This window comes from Jannaschia seohaensis (assembly GCF_900116765.1).
GTDB lineage: Bacteria > Pseudomonadota > Alphaproteobacteria > Rhodobacterales > Rhodobacteraceae > Jannaschia > Jannaschia seohaensis.
The window spans coordinates 164,459-185,620 of the sequence record NZ_UETC01000005.1 but is presented as its reverse complement, the minus strand read 5'-3'; the positions used below and the strand labels follow the sequence as shown (position 1 = coordinate 185,620).

22 protein-coding genes are annotated in these 21,162 nt (G+C 68.0%); 17 read left to right on the top strand and 5 right to left on the bottom strand.

What is annotated here, in order from left to right; all coding sequences use genetic code 11:
- The first annotated feature begins 204 nt into the window (after positions 1-204).
- Positions 205-2,649 (top strand): hypothetical protein, encoded by a 2,445-nt coding sequence (locus DTQ71_RS12790; RefSeq protein ID WP_109564682.1) that lies wholly within the window; start codon positions 205-207, stop codon positions 2,647-2,649.
- A 289-nt stretch (positions 2,650-2,938) separates the two neighbouring features.
- Here DTQ71_RS12790 and DTQ71_RS12785 read toward each other — a convergent pair whose 3' ends face one another.
- Both DTQ71_RS12785 and DTQ71_RS12780 read right to left on the bottom strand, forming a co-directional pair.
- A complete protein-coding gene (locus DTQ71_RS12785) occupies positions 2,939-3,172 on the bottom strand; it encodes a DUF2842 domain-containing protein (RefSeq protein WP_109564681.1) in 234 nt (77 codons plus the stop codon).
- 26 nt (positions 3,173-3,198) lie between these two features.
- Entirely contained in the window at positions 3,199-4,491 is a 1,293-nt protein-coding gene (locus DTQ71_RS12780; RefSeq protein ID WP_109564680.1) for an adenylosuccinate synthase, read from the bottom strand.
- 127 nt (positions 4,492-4,618) lie between these two features.
- Between DTQ71_RS12780 and secG the strand changes: the two genes are divergently transcribed.
- From secG to DTQ71_RS12760, 4 genes are all read left to right on the top strand, one after another.
- On the top strand, positions 4,619-4,972 hold the full coding sequence (secG, locus tag DTQ71_RS12775; protein ID WP_109564679.1) for a preprotein translocase subunit SecG: 354 nt from the start codon (positions 4,619-4,621) through the stop codon (positions 4,970-4,972).
- Between the two features lie 144 nt (positions 4,973-5,116).
- Positions 5,117-6,760 (top strand): CTP synthase, encoded by a 1,644-nt coding sequence (locus tag DTQ71_RS12770; RefSeq protein ID WP_109564678.1) that lies wholly within the window; start codon positions 5,117-5,119, stop codon positions 6,758-6,760.
- Positions 6,761-6,821: 61 nt separating this feature from the next.
- The gene (locus DTQ71_RS12765) at positions 6,822-7,007 is read left to right on the top strand and encodes a CsbD family protein (RefSeq protein WP_109564677.1); all 186 of its coding nucleotides are present in this window, start codon (positions 6,822-6,824) and stop codon (positions 7,005-7,007) included.
- 80 nt (positions 7,008-7,087) lie between these two features.
- On the top strand, positions 7,088-7,939 hold the full coding sequence (locus DTQ71_RS12760) for a PhzF family phenazine biosynthesis protein (RefSeq protein ID WP_109564676.1): 852 nt from the start codon (positions 7,088-7,090) through the stop codon (positions 7,937-7,939).
- On the opposite strand, the gene DTQ71_RS12755 is transcribed toward DTQ71_RS12760, so the two are convergent.
- Positions 7,923-8,705 (bottom strand): MipA/OmpV family protein, encoded by a 783-nt coding sequence (locus DTQ71_RS12755; protein ID WP_109564675.1) that lies wholly within the window; start codon positions 8,703-8,705, stop codon positions 7,923-7,925. The two genes, DTQ71_RS12760 and DTQ71_RS12755, sit on opposite strands and share 17 nt — an antisense overlap.
- A gap of 126 nt (positions 8,706-8,831) precedes the next feature.
- Between DTQ71_RS12755 and rlmJ the strand changes: the two genes are divergently transcribed.
- From rlmJ to DTQ71_RS12710, 9 genes are all read left to right on the top strand, one after another.
- Positions 8,832-9,611 carry a 23S rRNA (adenine(2030)-N(6))-methyltransferase RlmJ gene (rlmJ, locus tag DTQ71_RS12750; RefSeq protein ID WP_109564674.1) on the top strand — a complete coding sequence of 260 codons (780 nt, stop codon included), beginning with the start codon at positions 8,832-8,834 and terminating at the stop codon, positions 9,609-9,611.
- Complete coding sequence (locus DTQ71_RS12745) at positions 9,612-9,905, top strand: DUF1330 domain-containing protein (RefSeq protein ID WP_109564673.1); 294 nt, start codon at positions 9,612-9,614, stop codon at positions 9,903-9,905.
- A gap of 47 nt (positions 9,906-9,952) precedes the next feature.
- Positions 9,953-10,393 (top strand): tellurite resistance TerB family protein, encoded by a 441-nt coding sequence (locus DTQ71_RS12740; protein WP_109564672.1) that lies wholly within the window; start codon positions 9,953-9,955, stop codon positions 10,391-10,393.
- Between the two features lie 60 nt (positions 10,394-10,453).
- Positions 10,454-11,155 carry a substrate-binding domain-containing protein gene (locus tag DTQ71_RS12735; protein ID WP_109564671.1) on the top strand — a complete coding sequence of 234 codons (702 nt, stop codon included), beginning with the start codon at positions 10,454-10,456 and terminating at the stop codon, positions 11,153-11,155.
- Between the two features lie 69 nt (positions 11,156-11,224).
- A complete protein-coding gene (locus tag DTQ71_RS12730; RefSeq protein ID WP_109564670.1) occupies positions 11,225-11,998 on the top strand; it encodes an ABC transporter ATP-binding protein in 774 nt (257 codons plus the stop codon).
- Positions 11,999-12,144: 146 nt separating this feature from the next.
- Entirely contained in the window at positions 12,145-12,876 is a 732-nt protein-coding gene (locus tag DTQ71_RS12725) for a transporter substrate-binding domain-containing protein (protein WP_109564669.1), read from the top strand.
- Positions 12,877-12,971: 95 nt separating this feature from the next.
- Positions 12,972-13,856: an ABC transporter permease gene (locus tag DTQ71_RS12720; protein WP_109564668.1), complete on the top strand. Its 885-nt coding sequence runs from the start codon at positions 12,972-12,974 to the stop codon at positions 13,854-13,856.
- A complete protein-coding gene (locus DTQ71_RS12715; RefSeq protein ID WP_109564667.1) occupies positions 13,856-14,665 on the top strand; it encodes an ABC transporter permease in 810 nt (269 codons plus the stop codon). The genes DTQ71_RS12720 and DTQ71_RS12715 overlap by 1 nt, the downstream gene beginning before the upstream one ends.
- The gene (locus DTQ71_RS12710; RefSeq protein ID WP_109564666.1) at positions 14,662-16,011 is read left to right on the top strand and encodes a glutamine synthetase family protein; all 1,350 of its coding nucleotides are present in this window, start codon (positions 14,662-14,664) and stop codon (positions 16,009-16,011) included. Before DTQ71_RS12715 ends, DTQ71_RS12710 begins: the two co-directional genes overlap by 4 nt.
- Positions 16,012-16,015: 4 nt before the next feature.
- Here DTQ71_RS12710 and DTQ71_RS12705 read toward each other — a convergent pair whose 3' ends face one another.
- Positions 16,016-16,465 (bottom strand): CAP domain-containing protein, encoded by a 450-nt coding sequence (locus DTQ71_RS12705; protein WP_109564665.1) that lies wholly within the window; start codon positions 16,463-16,465, stop codon positions 16,016-16,018.
- A 173-nt stretch (positions 16,466-16,638) separates the two neighbouring features.
- Here DTQ71_RS12705 and DTQ71_RS12700 point away from each other — a divergent pair, with 173 nt between their 5' ends.
- From DTQ71_RS12700 to DTQ71_RS12690, 3 genes are read left to right on the top strand one after another with little or no spacing between them, the layout of a single operon-like run.
- On the top strand, positions 16,639-17,331 hold the full coding sequence (locus DTQ71_RS12700) for a type 1 glutamine amidotransferase (RefSeq protein WP_109564664.1): 693 nt from the start codon (positions 16,639-16,641) through the stop codon (positions 17,329-17,331).
- Positions 17,324-18,679, top strand: a complete 1,356-nt coding sequence (locus DTQ71_RS12695) for a glutamine synthetase family protein (protein WP_109564663.1) — start codon at positions 17,324-17,326, stop codon at positions 18,677-18,679. The genes DTQ71_RS12700 and DTQ71_RS12695 overlap by 8 nt, the downstream gene beginning before the upstream one ends.
- The gene (locus DTQ71_RS12690) at positions 18,672-19,964 is read left to right on the top strand and encodes an NAD(P)/FAD-dependent oxidoreductase (protein WP_109564662.1); all 1,293 of its coding nucleotides are present in this window, start codon (positions 18,672-18,674) and stop codon (positions 19,962-19,964) included. Before DTQ71_RS12695 ends, DTQ71_RS12690 begins: the two co-directional genes overlap by 8 nt.
- A 234-nt stretch (positions 19,965-20,198) precedes the next feature.
- On the opposite strand, the gene DTQ71_RS12685 is transcribed toward DTQ71_RS12690, so the two are convergent.
- Positions 20,199-20,522: a c-type cytochrome gene (locus DTQ71_RS12685; RefSeq protein WP_342768128.1), complete on the bottom strand. Its 324-nt coding sequence runs from the start codon at positions 20,520-20,522 to the stop codon at positions 20,199-20,201.
- Between the last annotated feature and the right edge of the window lie 640 nt (positions 20,523-21,162).

Genomic DNA, 21,162 nt, shown 5'->3' with positions numbered 1-21,162 from the left:
GCCGCCGACGATGGTTTCGGCGGATTCATGCGAGAGTGAGGTCGAGATAGGGTTCACGTGGCCAAAGTTTCCCGATCGTGGCGCAATAGCGCCGTCAGCATTCGCCAAAACGCCCCGAATGCGGCACGTTTTGAATGGATTTGTTTTGTTTTACTCGGTCGGAAGTGGAACAATTTTCCCGTCCGGGAAGGAAGGGGTGGCTGAATGGTACCTGCAAACAAGATTCTGACGGTGACGTACGGAACCTTCTCCTGCACGCTGGAGGGGTTTGACGATCCGTTTTCCGCCATGACCGAGATCGCGGAGTATTTCCGCGACCTCGCCGCCAAGGACCGCTACTTCGGCGCAGAGCCTCCCACCCCCGACATGGAGCGGCTGGAGCAGATCACCGCTGCCGCCATGACCAGCCCTGTCAAGGCCGAGAATGCCGGGGGCCGCCTTGTCTTGCGCCCCGAAGCGGCCGCCGCACCTGCCTACGCCTCCGCCCCCGATGGCCCGACCGGCGCGGCCTCGGAACCCGCCGAAACAGCCGCGTTCGTGCCGACAGAGGCAACGGAGGAAGGATTCGAGACCGACACCGCCGCCGAGGCGGCCCCAGAGGCCGAAGCCGAGCCGGCCGACATGGAGCCCCCGGTCGATGAGTCGCAGCCTGTCGAGGAAGAGCCGGTCGAGGAGGCCGATCAGCCCGAGGCCCTCACGGAAGAGCTGGCCGACCAAGCCGACACGGACCTGGTCGCGGAGGAGGCGGACGAGGCCGCCAACCTGCCCGAGGCCGCGGAGCCGAGTGAGGCCGAGACGCCGGACGAGACCGCCGAGTGGGATGAGCCCGAAGACGTGACCCCGCCCGCCGAGGCGAAGGCGACCGAGGATATGGTCTCGGTCGAGGTGCAGTCCGAAGAACCATATGAAGGCGAGACAGTCGCCGCCCGCCTCGCGCGCATGCGCGACGCCGATGATTCGGCCCGGTTTGACTGCTTCGAATTCGAGGACGCGCCCGAGGACGCGCCGGATGTCGTCGCTGAGCCGGAAACGGTGGACGCAACGGACGAGACAGAGGACGGGGAAGACAGCGACGAAATCGCGGCGGAGGCCGAGCTGACGACGGCCGAAGACGAATCGGAGGAGGTCGAGCCGGCCGCGGCCGAGGCGGCCGATAGAGAGGACGCCTCGAACGCGATCGACCAGATCGGCGCGGCGGTCTCTGCCGAATCGGCGGAAACGGACGCGACGCCCGATGCGGAACCCGCGGAGAAGGGCGAGGCCGAGGTGACGGATCTCGCCACGGCTGCCGAGGCCGAACAGCAGGAGATCGCCGCCGTGCAGGCCGACGATCAGATCGACCCGCTGGTTCTGAGCGCGGCGCAGGCGCTCGCCCCGGCCGAGGACGACGCGCCCGAAGCCGAGACCGCGATCCTGGACGACGATCCCTCCCTGACCGCCGATCTCGCCGCGCTCTTCTCGCCGCGGGACGATGCGGAGGAGGTCGAGCCGGAGGAAGATGCGGCCGAGCAGCCCGAAGCGCATGTGACGGTGCGGAAGGTCCGTCGGCGCGATCGCCTCTCCCGCCGCCCGGACGTTGCGGAACCAGCCATGTCTGACGCCGTCTCGCTGGAAGATGACGAGGAAGCGGACCTGATGGCGGAACTGGCCGCGATCGAGGCGGAACTCGCACGCGATGCGACCGGCGCAGACCTGTCGGATGACGAGGACGATCTGCCGGCTGTCGAGGACGACGCCGACGAGGACGACGACCTGATGTCCGAACTCGCCGATATCGAGCGTGCCGCCGCAGCCGAGGCCGAGACGTCGCCCGAAGCCGCCGAGAGCGAGGATGACGCGAATCTGATCGACGAAGACGATCTCGAGGACGCCCGGATCGCGGCCGCCCTGTTGGAGGACGACGCCACGTCGGAGGAAGCCGTTGCGGACGAGGACGCGGCCGGGTCCACGGAAGAGATCGAGGACGCGGAAGAGATCGAAGAGGCCAGGACCGCCGCGCACGAACCGAGCGATCTGGAGCGGCTCTTCGCCGCGACCGATAGCCGCCTCTCGGGTGAGGATGCCTCGCGGCGCCATGCCAACATCTCGCATCTGAAAGCCGCCGTTGCCGCGCGCCGCGCCGACGACACGATCGAACCCACGAAGACCGACAATTCGAACGCCTACCGGGAGGACCTAGCCAATACCGTGCGTCCACGCCGCCCCGCCGCCGAGGCCGGCGACGCGGCCGATGCGGGCAAGGCCGAGCGCGGATCGCCCTTGGTGCTGATCTCCGAGCAGCGGGTGGAGACGGCCGAAGCGCCGAAGCCCGAGAAGGACATCGCGGAGGGGCTGCCCCGCGGGATGCCCGCCCCCGCCAGCGGCGAGGATTTCGAGCAATTCGCCGAGGAGGTCGGCGCTGTGGATCTCGCCGACGTTCTGGAAGCGGCGGCGGTGTTCAGCGGCACCGTCATGGGTCAGGAGACGTTCTCCCGCCCCAGGCTGCTGCACCTCGCCGCCGAAGCGGTGGACGATCTCAGCCGGGAGGACGGATTGCGCGGCTTCGGCCAGCTTCTCCGCGACGGGACGATCCGCAAGGTCGGCCGCGGCACGTTCACCTTGGGCACCGAGTCGAGGTTCCAGGCCCGCGCCCGACGCCGCGCCGGCTGACGCCCATCGCGGGCGGCCCGGCACAGACGCGCCTCGGCCGCCCTTGACCTTTGTGCGATTGCCCCCGGGCGGAGCGCTCCCAAACCGCATGGGCGCGCGGCTCTCCACTGGCGCGTTCGGGGTCAAGGCCGCGCCGAGCCGGGGGCGGACGGTCCGCACCCCCGGCTGCTGCCTCAACCTCGGCTCCTGCCTGACGCGCGCACCGACCCGTGGCCGGCCAACGCCTCCATCCCGGCGGCAGCAGACCCTCTGGCGATACCCCGCGCCCGCGGCGCGCCGACGGTCTCCGTCAGTCCTGCCCCGGCGGCGGCGCGTCGGGGTCCGGTTGACTGACCCCCATGAAGATCGACTTGAGCGGAAAGACCCAGGCGACCCCCAGCACCGCATACATCACGAATTCCACCGCGACCGGCAGAGGCGGAAGCAGCGCGACCAGCGAGACCGCCACCATGATGTAAAGCGGCACGCCGACCAGCACGATCAGGATCGAGAGCCGCTTTCGGGTCTTGTAGGACAGGGCCATGGGGCCTCCCTCACGCGTCGAACGGGTCAGTCCTCGAACGGGTCGGTCACGAGGATCGTGTCCTCCCGCTCGGGCGAGGTTGAGAGTAGGGCCACGGGGCAGCGAATCAATTCCTCGACCCGGCGCACGTACTTGATCGCCTCCGCGGGCAGGTCGCCCCAGGACCGGGCGCCCTCGGTCGATTGCGACCAGCCGGGCATCTCCTCGTAGATGGGCACGCAGCGCGCCTGCGCGTCGGCGGCGGTGGGAAGGTAGTCGATGCGCTGGCCGTCGAGCTCATAGGCCACGCAGATCTTGAGCGTCTCGAACCCGTCCAGCACGTCGAGCTTGGTGAAGGCGATGCCGTTGACGCCCGAGGTCGCGCAGGTCTGGCGCACCAGCACCGCATCGAACCAGCCGCAGCGGCGCTTGCGCCCGGTCACGGTGCCGAATTCGTGCCCCCGCTCGCCCAGGCGCTGGCCGTCGGCGTCGTGAAGCTCGGCCGGGAACGGCCCCTCCCCCACGCGGGTCGTATAGGCCTTGACGATGCCCAGCACGAAATCGATGGCGCCGGGGCCCATCCCCGTGCCCGTCGCCGCCTGGCCCGCGATGACGTTGGACGAGGTCACGAAGGGATAGGTGCCGAAATCGATGTCTAGCAGCGACCCCTGCGCACCCTCGAACAGGATGCGTCGGCCCGCACGGCGCTTTTCGTCCAGCACCTTCCAGACCGGCGCGGCGTATTCGAGGACGGTCGGCGCGATCTCCCGCAGGGCGTCCAGCAGCGCGGCGCGGTCGACCGGCTCCAGCCCCAGCCCTCGGCGCAGCGCGTCATGGTGGACGAGCGCGCGGTCGACCCGCGATTCGAGCGTCGCGGGATCGGCCAGATCGGCCACGCGCACGGCGCGGCGACCGACCTTGTCCTCATAGGCCGGGCCGATGCCGCGCCCCGTCGTGCCGATCTTGGCGACCGAGTTCTGCGCCTCGCGCGCGCGGTCCAGTTCGCCGTGGATGGGCAGGATCAGGGGCGTGTTCTCGGCGATCATCAGCGTCTCGGGGGTGATCTCCACCCCCTGCCCGCGCAGCCCCTCGATCTCCTTCTTGAGATGCCAGGGGTCCAGGACGACGCCGTTGCCGATCACCGACAGCTTGCCGCCCCGCACGATTCCCGAAGGCAGCAGCGACAGCTTATAGACCTCGCCATCGACCACCAGAGTGTGGCCCGCATTGTGGCCGCCCTGGAAGCGGGCGATGACATCGGCTCGCTCACTGAGCCAGTCGACGATCTTGCCCTTGCCTTCGTCACCCCATTGGGCGCCGACCACCACGACGTTGGCCATGTCTCGTCCTCTCGTAAGAAACCCGTGGCCCCCTAGCGCAGGCAGGCGAGAGACGGCAAGGCCGGGCCTTGCGGCCTGCGCCTCGCGACTCTAGGTAGCCCCGGTCAGCGACGCAGATAGGCCACCGATGGAAACCGTCCTTCTCCTCATCCACCTGATCATCACGCTCGCGCTGATCGGCGTCGTGCTGCTGCAGCGGTCCGAGGGCGGCGGCCTTGGCATGGGGGGCGGTGGCGGCGCCATGACGGGGCGTCAGGCGGCGACGGCCATGACCAAGCTGACCTGGGCTCTGGGCGTGCTGTTCCTCGCAAACTCCGTCGCGCTCACGATCCTGGCCGCGCAGAACGCGGCGGGCAGCTCGGTGACCGATCTGCTGCCGCCCGATACCGGCAGTGTCGACGCGCCGGTCCTGCCCTCGGGCGAAAGCCTGCTGCCGCCGACCACCGGCGACGCGCCGCTCACCCCGCCGCGCGCGGACTGATCCACATCTAGCGGCCTCGGGCCAAGTTTAATCCAGATGCCGTGCTCCCGGTTGCGGGGGCCGGGCGTTGGCTGTAAGGCTCGAGTCCCGTGGGCATGGCATCCGGCCTGGTTCGGCCACATCGGTTCTGCGGGGTTTCACGACATGGCGCGCTTCATTTTCATCACCGGCGGTGTGGTTTCCTCGCTCGGAAAAGGGCTGGCCTCGGCGGCGCTGGGGGCGCTGTTGCAGGCGCGGGGCTACACGGTGCGCCTGCGCAAGCTAGACCCCTATCTGAACGTCGACCCCGGCACGATGAGCCCGTTCGAGCATGGCGAGGTCTTCGTCACCGATGACGGGGCCGAGACCGACCTGGACCTCGGCCATTACGAGCGCTTCACCGGCGTCGCCGCCCGCGCGACCGATTCGATCAGCTCGGGCCGTGTCTATTCCAACGTTCTGGAGAAAGAGCGACGGGGCGACTATCTCGGCAAGACGATCCAGGTGATTCCGCACGTCACCAACGAGATCAAGGACTTCATCCGCATCGGCGAGGACGAGGTCGATTTCATGCTCTGCGAAATCGGCGGCACGGTCGGCGATATCGAGGGGCTGCCCTTCTTCGAGGCGATCCGCCAGTTCAGCCAGGAGAAGCCGCGCGGGCAGTGCCTTTTCATGCATCTGACGCTGCTGCCCTACATCAAGGCCTCGGGCGAGCTGAAGACCAAACCCACACAGCACTCCGTCAAGGAGTTGCGCAGCATCGGCATCGCGCCCGACATTCTGGTCTGCCGCTCCGAGGGGCCGATTCCCGTGAAGGAGCGGGAGAAGCTCGCGCTGTTCTGCAACGTGCGGCCCGAGGCGGTCATCGCCGCGCAGGACCTCAAGTCGATCTACGAGGCGCCGCTGGCCTATCATCGCGAAGGGCTGGACCAGGCGGTGCTGGACGCCTTCGGGATCAGCCCCGCGCCCAAGCCCAACCTCGCCCGCTGGGAAGACGTGGTCGACCGCATCCACAACACCGATGGCGAGGTGCGCGTCGCCATCGTCGGAAAATACACGCAGCTGGAAGACGCCTATAAGTCCATCGCCGAAGCGCTGACCCATGGCGGCATGGCGAACCGGGTGAAGGTCCGCGCCGAGTGGATCGACAGCGGCATCTTCGAGCGGGAAGACCCCGCGCGGCATCTGGAGGGATTCCACGCGATCCTGGTGCCCGGCGGCTTCGGCGACCGGGGCACCGAGGGCAAGATCAAAGCCGCCCAATTCGCCCGCGAGAAGAAAGTGCCCTATCTCGGCATTTGTCTCGGCATGCAGATGGCCGTGATCGAGGCCGCCCGGAACACCGCCGATCTGAGCAACGCGATCTCGGAGGAATTCGCCGGGGGCGCCGACCCGTGCAGCTTCACCCCCGTCGTCTACCACCTGAAGGAATGGGTGCAGGGCAACGCCAAGGTTACCCGCAAGAAGGACGACGACAAGGGCGGCACGATGCGGCTTGGCGCCTATGACGCCACACTGGTCGAGGGCTCCAAAGTCGCCCAGGTCTACGGCACCACCCATATCGAGGAGCGGCACCGGCACCGCTACGAGGTCGATATCGCCTTCCGCGAGCAGTTGGAGGCGCAGGGGCTGCGCTTTTCGGGGCTGTCGCCCGACGGGCGCCTGCCCGAAATCGTCGAATGGACCGACCACCCCTGGTTCATCGGTGTGCAGTTCCACCCCGAGCTGAAATCCAAGCCCTTCGCCCCCCATCCCCTGTTCGCCGACTTCATCCGCGCCGCCAAGGAGCAGTCGCGCCTCGTGTGACCTCCGGAACAAACCGGTCCCGCATGGGTTGTGATGTCACCTGCAAACAGAGGACATTCCCATGGCAAACGAAGACCAGACCGAAGGCAAGGCCAAGGATATCGGCGGCAAGCTCAAGGAAGAAGCCGGCGATCTGATGAGCGACGAGGGCCTCAAGCGCGAAGGCCAGGCCGAGCAGGCCGAAGGCAAGCTTCAGCAGGGCCTCGGCGACCTGAAGGAAAAGCTGAAAGAGGCGTTCAAGGACTGACGTCCACTCCGGGCGGTGGACAAGGCCGTGGAAACGGCGTTGCACTCGGGCGCAGACCCGACATCCGCCCGGAGACCCCGATGCTGCCCTTTGAAGTCTGGGACGTGTTCACCGACACGCCCTTCACCGGCAACCCGCTTGCCATCGTCGAGACGCCGGGCGACCTGACCACCGGGCAGATGCAGACCATCGCCCGGCAGTTCAATCTCTCCGAGACGATCTTTCTGATGCCGCCCCGCGACCCGGCGCACACGGCCCGCGCGCGGATCTTCTTTCCCACCGCCGAAATTCCCTTCGCCGGGCACCCGACCGTCGGCGCGGCCCTGTTCCTGGCCGGACGGGCAGGTTTGGAGACCGTCTATCTGGAAGAGGAAGCCGGGCTCGTCCCCGTCGAGATCGCGGCGGGGCGCGCCCAATTCACCGCGCCGGTCCTGCCGGCCCCGCATGGAGGCCCGTTCGACGCCGCGCTCTGCGCCTCGGCGTTGGGCCTCCCCGAGGCGGCGATCGGACCGCACCGGCCGGGCGCCTTCGCCGGCGGACCCGCTTTTGCCTATGTGCCGGTGCGCGACCGCGCCGCGCTGGCGCAGGCTCGCCCGAGCGAGCCGGGCTGGACCGCCCTGATGGAGGCGGCGCAGGTCGACAGCGCCTGGCTCTACGATCCGGATCTCAACGCGCGGATGTTCTCGCCCGGCGCGGGCATCCCGGAGGACCCGGCGACGGGATCCGCCAGCGCGATCCTCGCGGCGCAGTTGCTGGCCAATGGCGCGCTCGCCGATGGCCGGACGGAATGCGCCATCGTCCAGGGGGAGGACATGGGACGGCGCTCTGAGATCGGCTTCGAGGCTGATGTCGCGGGCGGAGCCATCACGGCCGTGCGCATCTCCGGACGGGCCGTGCCGGTCTCGGAGGGCCGGATCAGAATCCCAGAGTGAAACGCCGGGTCAGGCCGATCCGGGCCGAAATCTGGTCGTCGTCCAGGCTGATCGGGCTGTCCTCGGCGGAGTTGCGCAGGCGCTCATAGGTGATGGCCGCGTCGATGCCCCAATTATCGTTGATCCGGTAGCCCGCGCCGAACTCCACCCCGGTGGACAGCAAGCCGCCATCGGCCTCGAACGCGGAGAGGTTGCCGCCGGAGGCCGCGGCCTCCGCGCCGGTCACGCCGAAATAGGTCGAGGCATAGGTATCGTCGCCGAAGAAAGCCCGCGGACCCGCGCGCAGGGTCAGCCGATCCGTCGGGAAGATCAGCGCATCGGCCCCTAGCTCTCCGACGAAGCCCTCATGGCCGATGACGCCATAGCGGACATTGCCGAAGATCTCGTAATTCGCCCCTGAATAGCTGACGCCGACGCCCAGTTCGAGCGAGGCGTCGACATCGTCGAGGCCCGTCAGTTCGTCGTAATCGGACGCGTCCCGTTCACCGATATAGCGCAGCGAGCCACCGAAGCCGAAGCCCTGCGGCCGGTAGAGCGGATCGGGGTCGCCGAAGGTGAAGCCGCCCAGGTTCAGGTAATCGAACTCGAACCCGATATCGGGGACCGCCTCGTTCGAGTCGGAGCCAAAATAGGTGGGCGCCGTCCCGACGCCGCCGCGCAGGGTAAAGCCGAGCGCGGGTCCGTCGACAGGGGCGGCGAAATCGGTCGACTGCGCCAGGGCGGCGGCAGGGGCGAGGCAGGCAAGCGCTGCGATCGTACGAAGCATCGTATTTCCGGTCGTCTGGTGCGATGTGAGTGCGTCCAAGGGTAGTTAGCACGCTCCGCCCTCGTGGCATCCCGAATTTTCCCACGAATCCGTGACAGCCCGCAAATGAGGCGATACCGGGGCAGTATGTTGTCGTATCAACACAGCTTCCACGCCGGAAACGCGGCGGATGTGCAAAAACACGCCCTGCTCGCGGCGGCGATCGCTTATCTTACGCGCAAACCGAAACCGCTCAGCTACATTGAGACCCATGCCGGCCGGGGGCTCTATTCCCTCGATTCGCCCGAGGCACGGAAGACCGGCGAAGCCGCGGCGGGCGTGGCCCGGCTGGAGGCGCGCTTTCCCGAAGACCATCCCTGGCGCCAGGCCATCGCCGCGGCGCGCGCGGCCCATGGGCCGGCGGCCTACCCCGGATCCCCCTGGATCGCCGCTTATCTGACGCGGCCCGGCGACCGGCTGGACCTGGCGGAGCTGCACCCGCAGGAGCATGCCGCGCTGACTGCCGCGCTGCCCCCCCGGCCGGGCCTGCGCATCCATCATCGCGACGGGCTGGAGATGGCGAGGGCGCTGACACCGCCCGAACCGCGACGCGGTTTGATGCTGATAGACCCGTCGTGGGAGATCCGCGCGGACTATGCCAGGCTGGCGAAACTGCTCCCGGCGCTGCACCGCAAGTGGAATGTCGGCGTGCTGATGCTCTGGTATCCGATCCTGGAGGACCGGCGCCACGCCCCCATGATCCGGGCCTTGCGCGACGCGATTCCGGGACTGATGGTCGCCGAAACAGCCGTGCCCCGGGCCCGGGCGGGCCATGGGCTGCGCGGATCGGGCCTGGCGGTGGTGAACCCACCGTGGGGACTGGAAGAAGAGGCCGCGCGCGTCGCGGCATGGATCGAGGAGGGCTAGATGGCCAAGGGATACTGGATCGTGCATGGGCGGGTGGACGACCCGGAGAAATACGACCTCTACCGGGCCGCGAACGCCGCGCCCCTGGCCGAATATGGCGGCCGGTTCCTGGTGCGTGGCGGCGCGCAGGAGACGGTCGAGGGAGAGGCCAAGCCCCGCACGGTGGTCCTCGAGTTCCCGAGCTATCAGGCCGCGCTCGATTGCTACCGGTCCGACAGCTATCAGGAGGTGTTGAAGTTGCGTCAGGGAATCAGCGAAGAAGACTTCGTCATCGTGGAGGGCTACGACGGCTGATCGGCCGTCGACTGGCCCCGGCCCCACCCCGCTCCTATATTTGGACCATGTTTGCAGACCTGCTTCGCCGCCTGACGGCCTCCGCCCCCGAAACGCTGGCCGCCCCCGACGCGCGGCTGGCCCTGGCCGCGCTGATGGTGCGCGTCGCCCGCAGCGACCACGATTACGCCGCGGCCGAGATCGCCCGGATCGATCGCATCCTGATGCGGCGCCACGGGCTGAACGCCGCCGAGGCCGCCGCGCTGCGGGCGGAGGCCGAGGTGCTGGAGGCCGAGGCCCCCGACACGGTGCGCTTTACCAAGGCCATCAAGGAGTCCGTCTCGCTAGAGGATCGCATCGCCGTGATCGAAGCGCTCTGGTCCGTCGTTCTGGCCGATGGCACGCGCGACGAGGAGGAGAACGGCCTGCTGCGCCTCTTGGCCAATCTCTTGGGCGTGAACGACCGGGACTCCAACCTCGCCCGCCGCCGCGTCGAACAGGGCGGCTGAGTTTGCACGTGCCCGGTCCCGCCGCTAGGCGTGGCGCCGGACGCGAGCACGGAACCGAGCATGACCGAGACGAGCGCCAGCCTTTTCATGTATCCCGCGACCCGCCCCGCCTGGGAGCGTCTTTGGCGCGACATTCGGGCAAGGCTGGGCTTCGGGCCGGAGCGGCTGTCCTGGCCCGAAGCCCCGGGGACGCATTGGCGCGATCCCGGGCTGGTCCTCTCGATGACCTGCTCCTTTCCGATGCGGCTGGGCCTGTCCTCCGAAGTGAGCCTGGTCGGCTCGCCGGTCTGGGATCTGCCCGGATTGCCACCGGGAACATATGCCTCGCATCTGGTCACGCGCGCGGGTGACGCCCGTCCCCTGCCCGAAGCGGCGGCGGCCGGCATCGCCATCAACAATCTCGACAGTCAATCTGGCCGCGGCGTGTTGCGGGAGGCCGGGCTGAGCGGTCCGCTGCTGGTCACGGGCGCCCATACCGCCTCGATGGAGGCGGTGGCCAAGGCTCATGCCCATCTGGCCGCGATCGACGCCGTTACCTGGGCCCAGGCGCCGCACCCCGCCCTGACCGTCCGGGCCACCACGCCGCCCACCGCCTCGACGCCGTTCATCACCGCGCGGGCCGAATGGCGCGCCCCGGTCCGCGCTGCCCTCGAGGCGGCCATCGCCGCGATGCCCGCCGAGGACCGGATCGCCACCCGCTTGATCGCAGTGACCGATCAACCGGCATCCGCCTATGCCCATGACCCCACGCTGACCATCTGACGCGGCGGGGCCATTGCATTCCCGCCGATTCTGCTGCGTAAACGCGGAGTGTTTTGAAAGGGAGGTTCCGTGGCCGACGCCCCGCCCGTCATCGAGATCCGCGCGCTCCATAAGGCCTATGGCGAATTGGAGGTTCTGAAAGGCGTGGACCTGCGTGCCTGCCAGGGCGAAGTCGTATCGCTGATCGGCTCGTCCGGGTCGGGGAAGTCGACCCTGCTCCGCTGTGCCAACCTTCTGGAAGACAGCCAGGAAGGCGAGATTCTGTTCTGCGAGGAACCGGTCATCTGGAAGGGCTCGGGCCACAATCGTCGTCCCGCCGACCACAAGCAGATCACGCGGATTCGCACGAACCTGTCGATGGTGTTCCAGAGCTTCAATCTCTGGTCCCACCTGACGATCCTCCAGAACGTCATGGAAGCGCCGGTGCAGGTACTGCGGCGCGACCCAGCCGAGGTCGAGGAGAAGGCGCGCGGCTATCTCGACAAGGTCGGGATCGGCGACAAGTGCGACGCCTGGCCCGCGCAGCTCTCGGGTGGCCAGCAGCAGCGCGCCGCCATCGCCCGCGCGCTCTGCATGGAGCCGAAGGCGCTGCTCTTCGACGAGCCGACCTCTGCGCTCGACCCCGAACTCGAACAGGAAGTCGTAAAGGTCATCAAAGACTTGGCGCGCGAGGGGCGGACCATGGTGATCGTCACCCATGACATGAAGCTGGCCCATGACGTCAGCGACCACGTCATCTTCCTCCACCAAGGCCGGATCGAGGAGGAGGGTCCGCCCGCCGTCCTCTTCGGTCAACCGAAATCCGAGCGGCTCCGGGGGTTCCTCTCCGCGACCGCTCACTGACTGCGTCTGACGAAGATGAGATCACGGACCGATCGCAAGGGGCCCGCGCGGGCGACGCCCGTCAGGGCCGCTGCGATGCCGTCCCTCGTCCGACGCGCCAACCGGATCGCGCAGGAAAGCGCGGCCACCACAACAGAGAGACCACGATGAAACTGATCCTCGCGAGCACCATTCTGGCGATGACCGCCACCGCCGCCCTGGCGGACGGCCATGCCACCACGATCCGCATGGGGACCGAGGGCGCCTATCCTCCCTACAACTTCATCAACGACGCGGGCAACGTGGACGGCTTCGAGATCGAGCTGGGCAACGAGCTTTGCGCCCGGGCCGAGCTGACCTGCGAGTGGGTGACGAACGAGTGGGACTCGATCATCCCGAACCTCACCTCCGGCAACTACGACACCATCATGGCCGGGATGAGCATCACCGACGAGCGGGACGAGGTGATCGACTTCACCCAGAACTACTTCCCGCCCGCCGACAGCGCCTATGTCGGGCTGTCGGAGGACGCCGACATCATGGGCGTGATCGCGGCGCAGACCAACACGATCCAGGCTGGCTATGTCGCCGAGCAGGGCGCGACGCTGCTGGAATACGCGACCTATGACGAGACCATCGCCGCCGTGCGCAATGGCGAGGCCGACGCCGTCTTCGCGGACCGCGACGCGCTGGTGCCGACGGTCGAGGAATCGGCGGGCGAGCTGGTCTTCGTCGGCGAGGGCGTACCGCTGGGCGGCGGCGTCGGCATGGGCCTGCGCGAGTCCGACACCGAGCTGAAAGAGACCTTCGACGCCATCATCTCCGAGATGAAGGAAGACGGCACGCTCAACGCCCTGATCGTGAAGTGGTTCGGCGAAGGCGCCGCGACCTACGAGTGACATGCCGCCGGGCGGCGGCAGTCCCGCCGCCGCCCGGCTCGACCCTCGGGAACGCCCCGGGGTGACGCCCTTCGAGCCAGAGCTCACCACGCCCGATGTTCTCTTTCTGCACCGATCCCGACACGCTGGATACCGGCCGCTGGCTGGCCTGCTACCTGACGACCGGGCGGCATCTGAATTTCTATGCGGCCTTCGGGACTGTGCTGATCCTGCTGGCAATCACCGCGCCCAGCGCGCTTGCTTTCGGCTTTGCCGGGGCCAGCGCGGCACGCTCGGGCTTCGCGCCGCTCCGGTGGCTGGGCAAGGGCTATATCGCCATCGTGCGGGGCGTGCCGGACATCGCCTTCTTCCTGTTCTTCGTCATCGCGCTGGACCAGGGGCTCGAATATCTGCGCCATGTCACGCTCTGCCCCAACTGGGAGGAGCCGATCCGCCAGGGCGCGAATTTCCTCGTCTGTCCCGAGGCCAAGCTGCCGCTGAGCAGCGCGCCGCAATGGGTGCATGAGGGCTACGGCTTCGCGCTGGCCGTGCTGACCTTCGCGATCGTGTTCGGCGCCTTCGCGGCCAACGTGCTGTTCGGTGCGATGCAGGCGGTGCCCCGCGCGCAGATCGAGACAGCGGAGGCCTATGGTATGACCCGTCGTCAGACCTTCCGCCGGATCGTCGTGCCGCAGATGTGGGTCTATGCCCTGCCCGGCCTCGGCAATCTCTGGATGGTGCTGATCAAGGCGACGCCGCTGCTGTTCCTCTTGGGCGTGGAGGACATCGTCTATTGGGCGCGGGAGCTCGGCGCGGCGAAGACGCCGCGCTTTTCGGACTATCCCCATCCCGACTGGCGGATGTGGTACTTCCTGGCCCTTCTGATCTTCTACCTCGCCTTCACCCGCGTCTCAGAAGTGGTGATCGCGCGGCTCTCGGACAGGCTGAGCCATGGCCAGGCGACGGCGGCGGGCGAAGCGTTGCGGAAGGCGCGCGCGTGATGGAGGGCTGTCTGCAAACCATCGCCGATTACGCGCTCCGTTCGGTCGGCATCGGTGAGCGGCTCTTGCCGCGCACGGATTTCACGCTCTGCCAGCAATTCACGCTGATCGGGTCGGGCCTGATCTGGAACGTCTATTTCGGGGTGCTGGCCCTGCTGTCGGGCTTCGTGCTGGCCACGGTTGTGGCGCTGGGCAAGGCCGCGACGAACCCGCTTCTGCGCAAGCCGGCGGAGTGGTTCATCTTCGTCTTCCGTGGCTCGCCGCTCTTCATCCAGTTCTTCTTCGCCTATTTCCTGTTCCTCTCCCTTAAACAGGTCGTGCCCTGGACCGAGCCGCTATCGACCGCCGCGCTGGGTGCGCTGGTGGTGCTGTTTCTCAACACCGCGGCCTATTCGGGCGAGATCTTCTACGGCGCGCTCCGCTCCGTCCCCAAGGGCGACACGGAGGCCGCAGCGGCCTATGGAATCGAGGGCTGGACACGGTTCCGCCGGATTACCTGGCCCACGATGCTGCGGCTCGCCTGGCCTGCCTATACCAACGAAGCGATCTTTCTCTTCCACGCCACGACGCTGGTCTTTTTCACAGGCTTCCCGGCGCGGCAGCAGCAGGGCGATGCGCTCTATTATGCGCAGTATTTCGCGGACAAGACCTTCAACCCCTTCGTCCCCTACCCGATCCTGGCGGGCTATTTCATTCTCTTGACCCTGGTCATCATCGGGATCATGGGAGCGGTGAACCGCCATTTGAACCGGCACCTGCCCCAAGCCGCGGGAAAACGCCCCCGGCTGCTGCCCCAGATCATGAGATGAGTGACGACGGTCCGACCGGCTGGCTTTACGACAATCCCCATATCCATTCGGTCCGCGCCGCGGCCTGCGACCTGAACGGCCAGGCCCGGGGCAAACGATTTCCGCGCCGCTTCGCCCATAAGCTGGAAACCGAGGGCACGCGCTTTCCCTATTCGGTGATGAATCTCGACATCTGGGGCGAGGATATCGAGGACAGCCCGCTGCTATTCGATACCGGCGATGCCGACGGGATCCTCAAGCCGACGGGCCGGAGCTTTCTGCCGATGCCCTGGCTCGACACGCCCACGGCGCTCTTGCCGCTGTGGATGTTTCACCCGGACGGGCGGCCCTTCGACGGCGACCCCCGCCACGCTCTGGCCCGCGTGCTCGACGGCTATGCCGCCCGGGGCCTGACCCCGGTCGTGGCGACCGAGATGGAGTTCTATCTGGTCGACGACTCGACCCGGCAGCTGCGCGTCCCCGCCTCGCCGCGGTCGGGCAAGCGCAGGCCAGGGGCCGAGACGCTGTCGATGCGGGCGCTCGACGCGTTCGACGTGTTCTTCACTCAGCTCTACGACGCCTGCGAGGCGATGGACATTCCGGCCAATACCGCCATCTCCGAGGCGGGGATCGGCCAGTTCGAGATCGATCTGGCCCACCAGACCGACGCGCTCAAGGCCGCGGATGATGCCTGGCTGTTCAAGCTGGCGCTGCGCGGGCTGGCCCGGCGGCACGGCTTCGCGGCCAGTTTCATGGCCAAGCCCTATCCCGACTATGCGGGCAACGGGATGCATGTGCATTTCTCGGTGCTGGACAAGGACGGGCGCAATGTATTCGACGACGGCACCGAGGCGGGCTCCGACACCTTGCGCCATGCCGTGGCGGGGCTGCTCGCGGCCGCGCCTGCCTCGACGCTGATCTTCGCGCCCCATCTCAACAGCTACGATCGGCTGGTGCCCGGGGCGCACGCGCCCACCGGGCTGGCCTGGGCCTATGAGAACCGCACCTCGGCCCTGCGCATCCCGGCCTCGCCCGGGCCGGCGCGCCGGATCGAGCACCGCATCTCGGGCGGCGACGTGAACCCCTATCTGCTCTTGGCTGCCATTCTCGGTGCAGCCTTGGCCGGGATCGAGGACGGCGCCGCGCCGCCCGATCCGATCACCGGCAATGCCTATGCCCTGAAGCTGCCCCGCATCCCGGGCACCTGGGGGGGCGCCATCAACCGGTTCGAGACCGACCCCTGGACCGCCCGCCTGTTTCCGCAGGTCCTCATCGAAAACATGATCCGCACCAAACGCCAGGAGATGCGCGACATCGAGGAACTCAGCGAGGCGGAGCGGATGGACCTCTATCTCGACACGGTCTGACGGATCAGCAGGGAGCGGCCAGGATCATCGCCCAATAGATGACCCCATCGGCGCGCCGCGCCCCGGCCACGGCCGCGACCGAGGCCCGCTTGTCCAGGATATTGCGGCGATGCGAGGCGGACCCCATCCAGGCCGTCGTCACCGCGTTGCCGTCCGGCTGACCGAAGGCGACATTCTCGGCGGCGAAGCAGGAGCGGAATCCGGCGCCGCGCACGCGCCGCATGATGTCTTCGCCTCGGGGTCCGCGATGGGTCATCCGCCCGACCCGCGCCATGTGGGCGGCCTGTTCCTCGGCCGCGCGCGCGAGCCTCGGATCGGTGCCCAGGGGTGGCAGGCCTCGTTCCTGCCGTTCGGCATTGGCGCGTTCCAGGGCCGAGCCAGACAGCCCGGCGGATTGCGCCATGGCCAGCGCGGGCAGGATCGTCAGCAGACAGACGGCAAGGAGCAGGCGCATGATCGAATATCCCTCAACTGTCGGTCGCAAGCGCCGGACGATGACGCGAATCCGATGATATCGTCCAATGCTTCACGGGACCTTACCGGCGACACACGCGCATGACGAGCTTGCCGCTGGACCTCGGCGGATCGCCGCAATAGGGTCGCGCGCGCTAATCCCCGAGGACAGCAATGAAGATCGGTATTCTGATGGCCGGCCATGCGCCCGATCCCGTGCGCCGGGACAAGGGCGATTTCGACGCCATGTTCACGCGCCTGCTCGGCGGGCGCGGGTTCGATTTCGACGTCTACGATGTCGAGAACATGCAGTTTCCCAGCGGCCCGGACGCCGCCGATGGCTGGCTCGTCTCCGGCTCACGCCACGCAGCCTATGAGGATCACGCCTTCATCCCGCCGCTGGAGCAGTTCATCCGTGACGTGATCGCGGCGGGCGTGCCCCTAGTCGGCATCTGCTTCGGCCATCAGATCATCGCGCAGGCCCTAGGCGGCCGGGTGGAGAAGTTCGGGGGCGGTTGGGCCTTGGGACGCCGGACCTACCGGCTTGAGGATGGCGGAGAGATCGCGCTCAGCGCCTGGCATCAGGACCAGGTTGTCGCGCTCCCCGAAGGGGCGACGCGGCTCGCCTCCAACGGCTTCTGCGAGAACGCCATCCTCGCCTATGGCGACCGGGCCTTCACCGTTCAGGCCCATCCGGAGTTTTCCGGTGAGATCATCTCCGCCTATGTCGAGGCGCGGCGCGGCACCGGCACCTATTCGAACGACATGATGGATCAGGCCGCGCGCGACGCGCCCCTGCCGCTCGATACCGGGCGGCTCGGCGACGCGATCGCACGCTTCTTCAAGACACGGGTGGCTTATGTCTGACTGGATGGATCGTATCCCGGACCATGCCCGCGCCTGGCTGGACGGTCGCCGCCTGGACGAGGTGGAATGCATCGTCGCCGACCTGTCGGGCATCGCCCGCGGCAAGGCCATGCCGGCCGCCAAATTCGCCAAGCAGCCGCGCTTTTACCTGCCCAACTCGATCTTCCAGCAGACGATCACCGGCGACTGGGCCGAGAATGGCGACGCCGCCTTCCTGGAGCCGGACATGATCCTGACCCCGGCCTTCGAGACCGCCTGCGCCGCGCCCTGGACCGCCGACTGGACGCTACAGATCATCCACGACATGGCCGACCAGACCGGCGCCCCGGTCACCACCGCGCCGCGCAACGTCCTGAAACGGGTGGTGGATCTCTACCACGCAAGGGGCTGGAAGCCCGTGGTCGCGCCCGAGATGGAGTTCTATCTCGTCGCCCGCAACACCGACCCGTCAAAGCCCGTCGAGCCGCCGATGGGCCGCTCGGGCCGCCGCGCCGCCGGGCGGCAGGCCTATTCCATGTCCGCCGTGGACGAATATGGCCCCGTCATCGACGACATCTACGACTATGCCGAGGCCATGGGCCTGGAGATCGACGGCATCCTGCAAGAGGGCGGCTCGGGCCAGGTGGAGCTGAACCTGCGCCATGGCGACCCGGTGAAGCTGGCCGACGAGATCTTCTACTTCAAGCGGATGATCCGCGAGGCCGCGCTGCGCTCGGACTGCTACGCGACCTTCATGGCGAAGCCGATCCAGGACGAGCCGGGCAGCGCGATGCATATCCACCACTCGGTGGTGGACACCGCCACGGGCCGCAACATCTTCGTCGATGACAAGGGGATGGAGACGCCCGCCTTCCTCCACTTCATCGGCGGCATGCAGACGCATCTGCCCGAGGTGATCGCCCTGCTCGCGCCCTATGTGAACTCCTACCGGCGCTACGTCCGCGACTTCGCGGCACCCATCAACCTGGAATGGGGCCGCGACAACCGCACCACAGGCCTGCGCGTCCCCGTCTCGGAGCCCGAGGCCAAGCGCGTCGAGAACCGGATCGCGGGGATGGACTGCAACCCCTATCTCGGCATCGCCGCGTCGCTGGCCTGCGGCTATCTGGGGCTCGTCAACAAGATCGAGCCGGCGCCGCAATTCACCGGCGACGCCTACGACTCGGCCGAGGGCATCCCCACGCATCTCTCCGAGGCGCTGGATCTGTTCGAGGAGGCGACGGCGATCCACGAGGTGCTGCACCCCGACTTCGTCCGCATCTACACCGCGGTCAAACGCCTGGAATATAACGCCTTCCTCCAGGTCATCTCGCCCTGGGAGCGGGAGCATCTGCTGCTGAATGTCTGACTGGCTCCACGCCAATGGCGATGCCGGGGTCTGGCCCAAGACCTGGTATGCCGAGAATGTCGCCCTACCCGACCCGCATCCGGCCCTCGACGGCGCGCGGGAGGCGGATCTCTGCGTCATTGGCGCGGGGATCACGGGGCTGTCGGCGGCGCTGCACGCCGCGCGGGCGGGGCTGTCGGTCATCGTGCTGGAGGCGCAGCGCGTGGGCTGGGGCGCGTCGGGGCGCAATGGCGGACAGATCGGGTCGGGCTTCAACTGGGATCAGTCGCGGCTTGAGGCCAGTTCCGGACCGGACGCGCGGGCGCTCTGGGATCTGGCGGAGGAGGCGAAGGCGCTCACCTTCGCCCTCATCGCGGAGCATGCGCCCGAGGCGGATCTCAGGCCGGGCGTCCTCTCGGCCTGCCTGACGGAGCGGGCGCTGGCGGGCTCTGCCGACTGGGCCGAACAGATGGGGCGCGAATACGGGACCACCTATGAGGTGCTCGACCGGGACGCCCTGCGCGCGCGGATCGGGACCGGGGCCTATGCGGGCGGCGTGCTGGACCGCTCGGCGGGCTACTGCAACCCGCTGGCCTATGTGCTGGGCCTGGCAAGGGCGGCGGAGGCGGCGGGGGCGGTGATCTTCGAGCGCTCCGAGGTCACGCGGATCGGCGAGCGGGTGGAGACCGGGGCCGGCTCGGTCAAGGCGCGCTTCGTGCTGCAGGCGACGAACGGCTACGCGCCGGGGCTGACGAAGCGGACGGCGCGACGGGTGCTGCCGATCAACAACTACATCGCGGTGACGGAACCGCTGGCGACGCCGCCCATGGCCGACCCGGTGGCGGTGGCGGACAGCCGGGTGGTGGTGAACTACTTCTGGCAGACGCGGGACGGGCGGCTCGTCTACGGGGGCGGCGAGAGCTATGGCAAGCGGTTTCCGGGCGACATCGCGCGGCGGGTCCGGGCGAACATGGCGCGGGTCTATCCCGATCTGGCGGAGGCGCATCTGACCCATGCCTGGGGCGGGACGCTGGCGGTGACGGCGACGCGGCTGCCCTATCTGGACGAGGTCGCGCCGGGCGTGTTCTCGGCCGGGGGGTATTCCGGCCACGGGCTGGCGCTCTCGGCGCTGTTCGGGCGCGTCTGCGTCGAGGCCATGCGCGGCGACCGCACCCGCTTCGACCACCTCCGCCGGTTGCCGACCCCTGCCCTGCCCGGAGGCCGCGTCCTCGGCCCCTGGGCGGCGCAGGCGGGGATGATGTGGGGGGCGGTGCGGGACCGGTTGGCCTCCAGATCGACGTCATGATTTCGGTCGTGACGACGGTCATGACGTAATTCCAGCCAGTGCGACCGGGCGCGCCGGGCCGACGCCGCAGGCGGCGGGACGGAGTCCCGCCCTACGCGCCCCAGCGCCGACCTTCGGTCAACTGTCCGGTTCCGGGCTGAGCGCGGCGATATAGGCCCAGATATTGGACGCGTCGTCGGCGGAGCGGAGCCGGTAACTCATCAGGGACCGGGCACCGCGATCGTCTAGCGTGGTTTACAGCCAGCCGCGCGGGTCCGCGACGTATTCGACGAATTGCTCCTCGGTCCAGGCGCCCACGACATCCCCCGCCGCAAGCAGGCTCTGGCCATAGGCAAATCCCGGATAGGTGCCGGGCTGCGCGCCGGGCAGGCCGTAGAGATTGGGACCCGTCCGACCGCGCCCGGCAAGAACGTCGTCGCCGTCGGCAATCATGTGGCAGGACGCGCATTGCTGGAACGCGGCTTCGCCCGCTGCCGCATCGCCCGAGGCATGGCCGCCGGCGAAGGCGGCGCTGGCGGCGAGCAGGGGCGCGCCTGCGATCCATAATGCGAATCTCATCGGGTCGGCCCTTTCGCTTGCTTGGACGGACCGTCCGTCGGGCATGGCGGGTGCGGGGGCCACGTCGGCTTTCGGTCGCCGCCGCGCCGTTCCGCGCCCGTGCGGAGGCTGGATGTCCGCTGCGTGGTCCCGTCACCGTCGAGCATTCGGGGCGTGCAATCAAGGGGTGCTGGACGAGAGGACCGAGTGTCGTGAGGCGGCGGTGCCCATCCCCGCCCTCCCCGGAGGCCGGGTGCTGGGGCCTTGGGCGGCGCAGGCGGGGATGATGTGGGGCGCGATGCGGGATCGGCTTGCGTAGGGTGGGTGAAAACCCACCGTTGCGAGGCGGTGGGTTTTCACCCACCCTACGCTTGCTACGTTCTATCAGTCTTCTCGATCCGAAGATTTCCCGTTCTTCCCGCTTCCTCCTTTCAAGTGATGGTGGAGGTGGAGATCCCCGTCAAAGCCATCGTAATACTTCTTCTCAAGGCGCATGACGTATCGCCCAGATCGCTCTGGAGGGTTTGCCGCAGCCTTTTTTTCTACAGGCGTATTCTTATGGTCATCACTTTCGCTCAAAATGTCCTCCTATTAACTATCCAGCCTACCTCATTTTCCCTGAGGCCTAGGCTTACCGCTCTCATCAGCGCCAGTTCTCTTG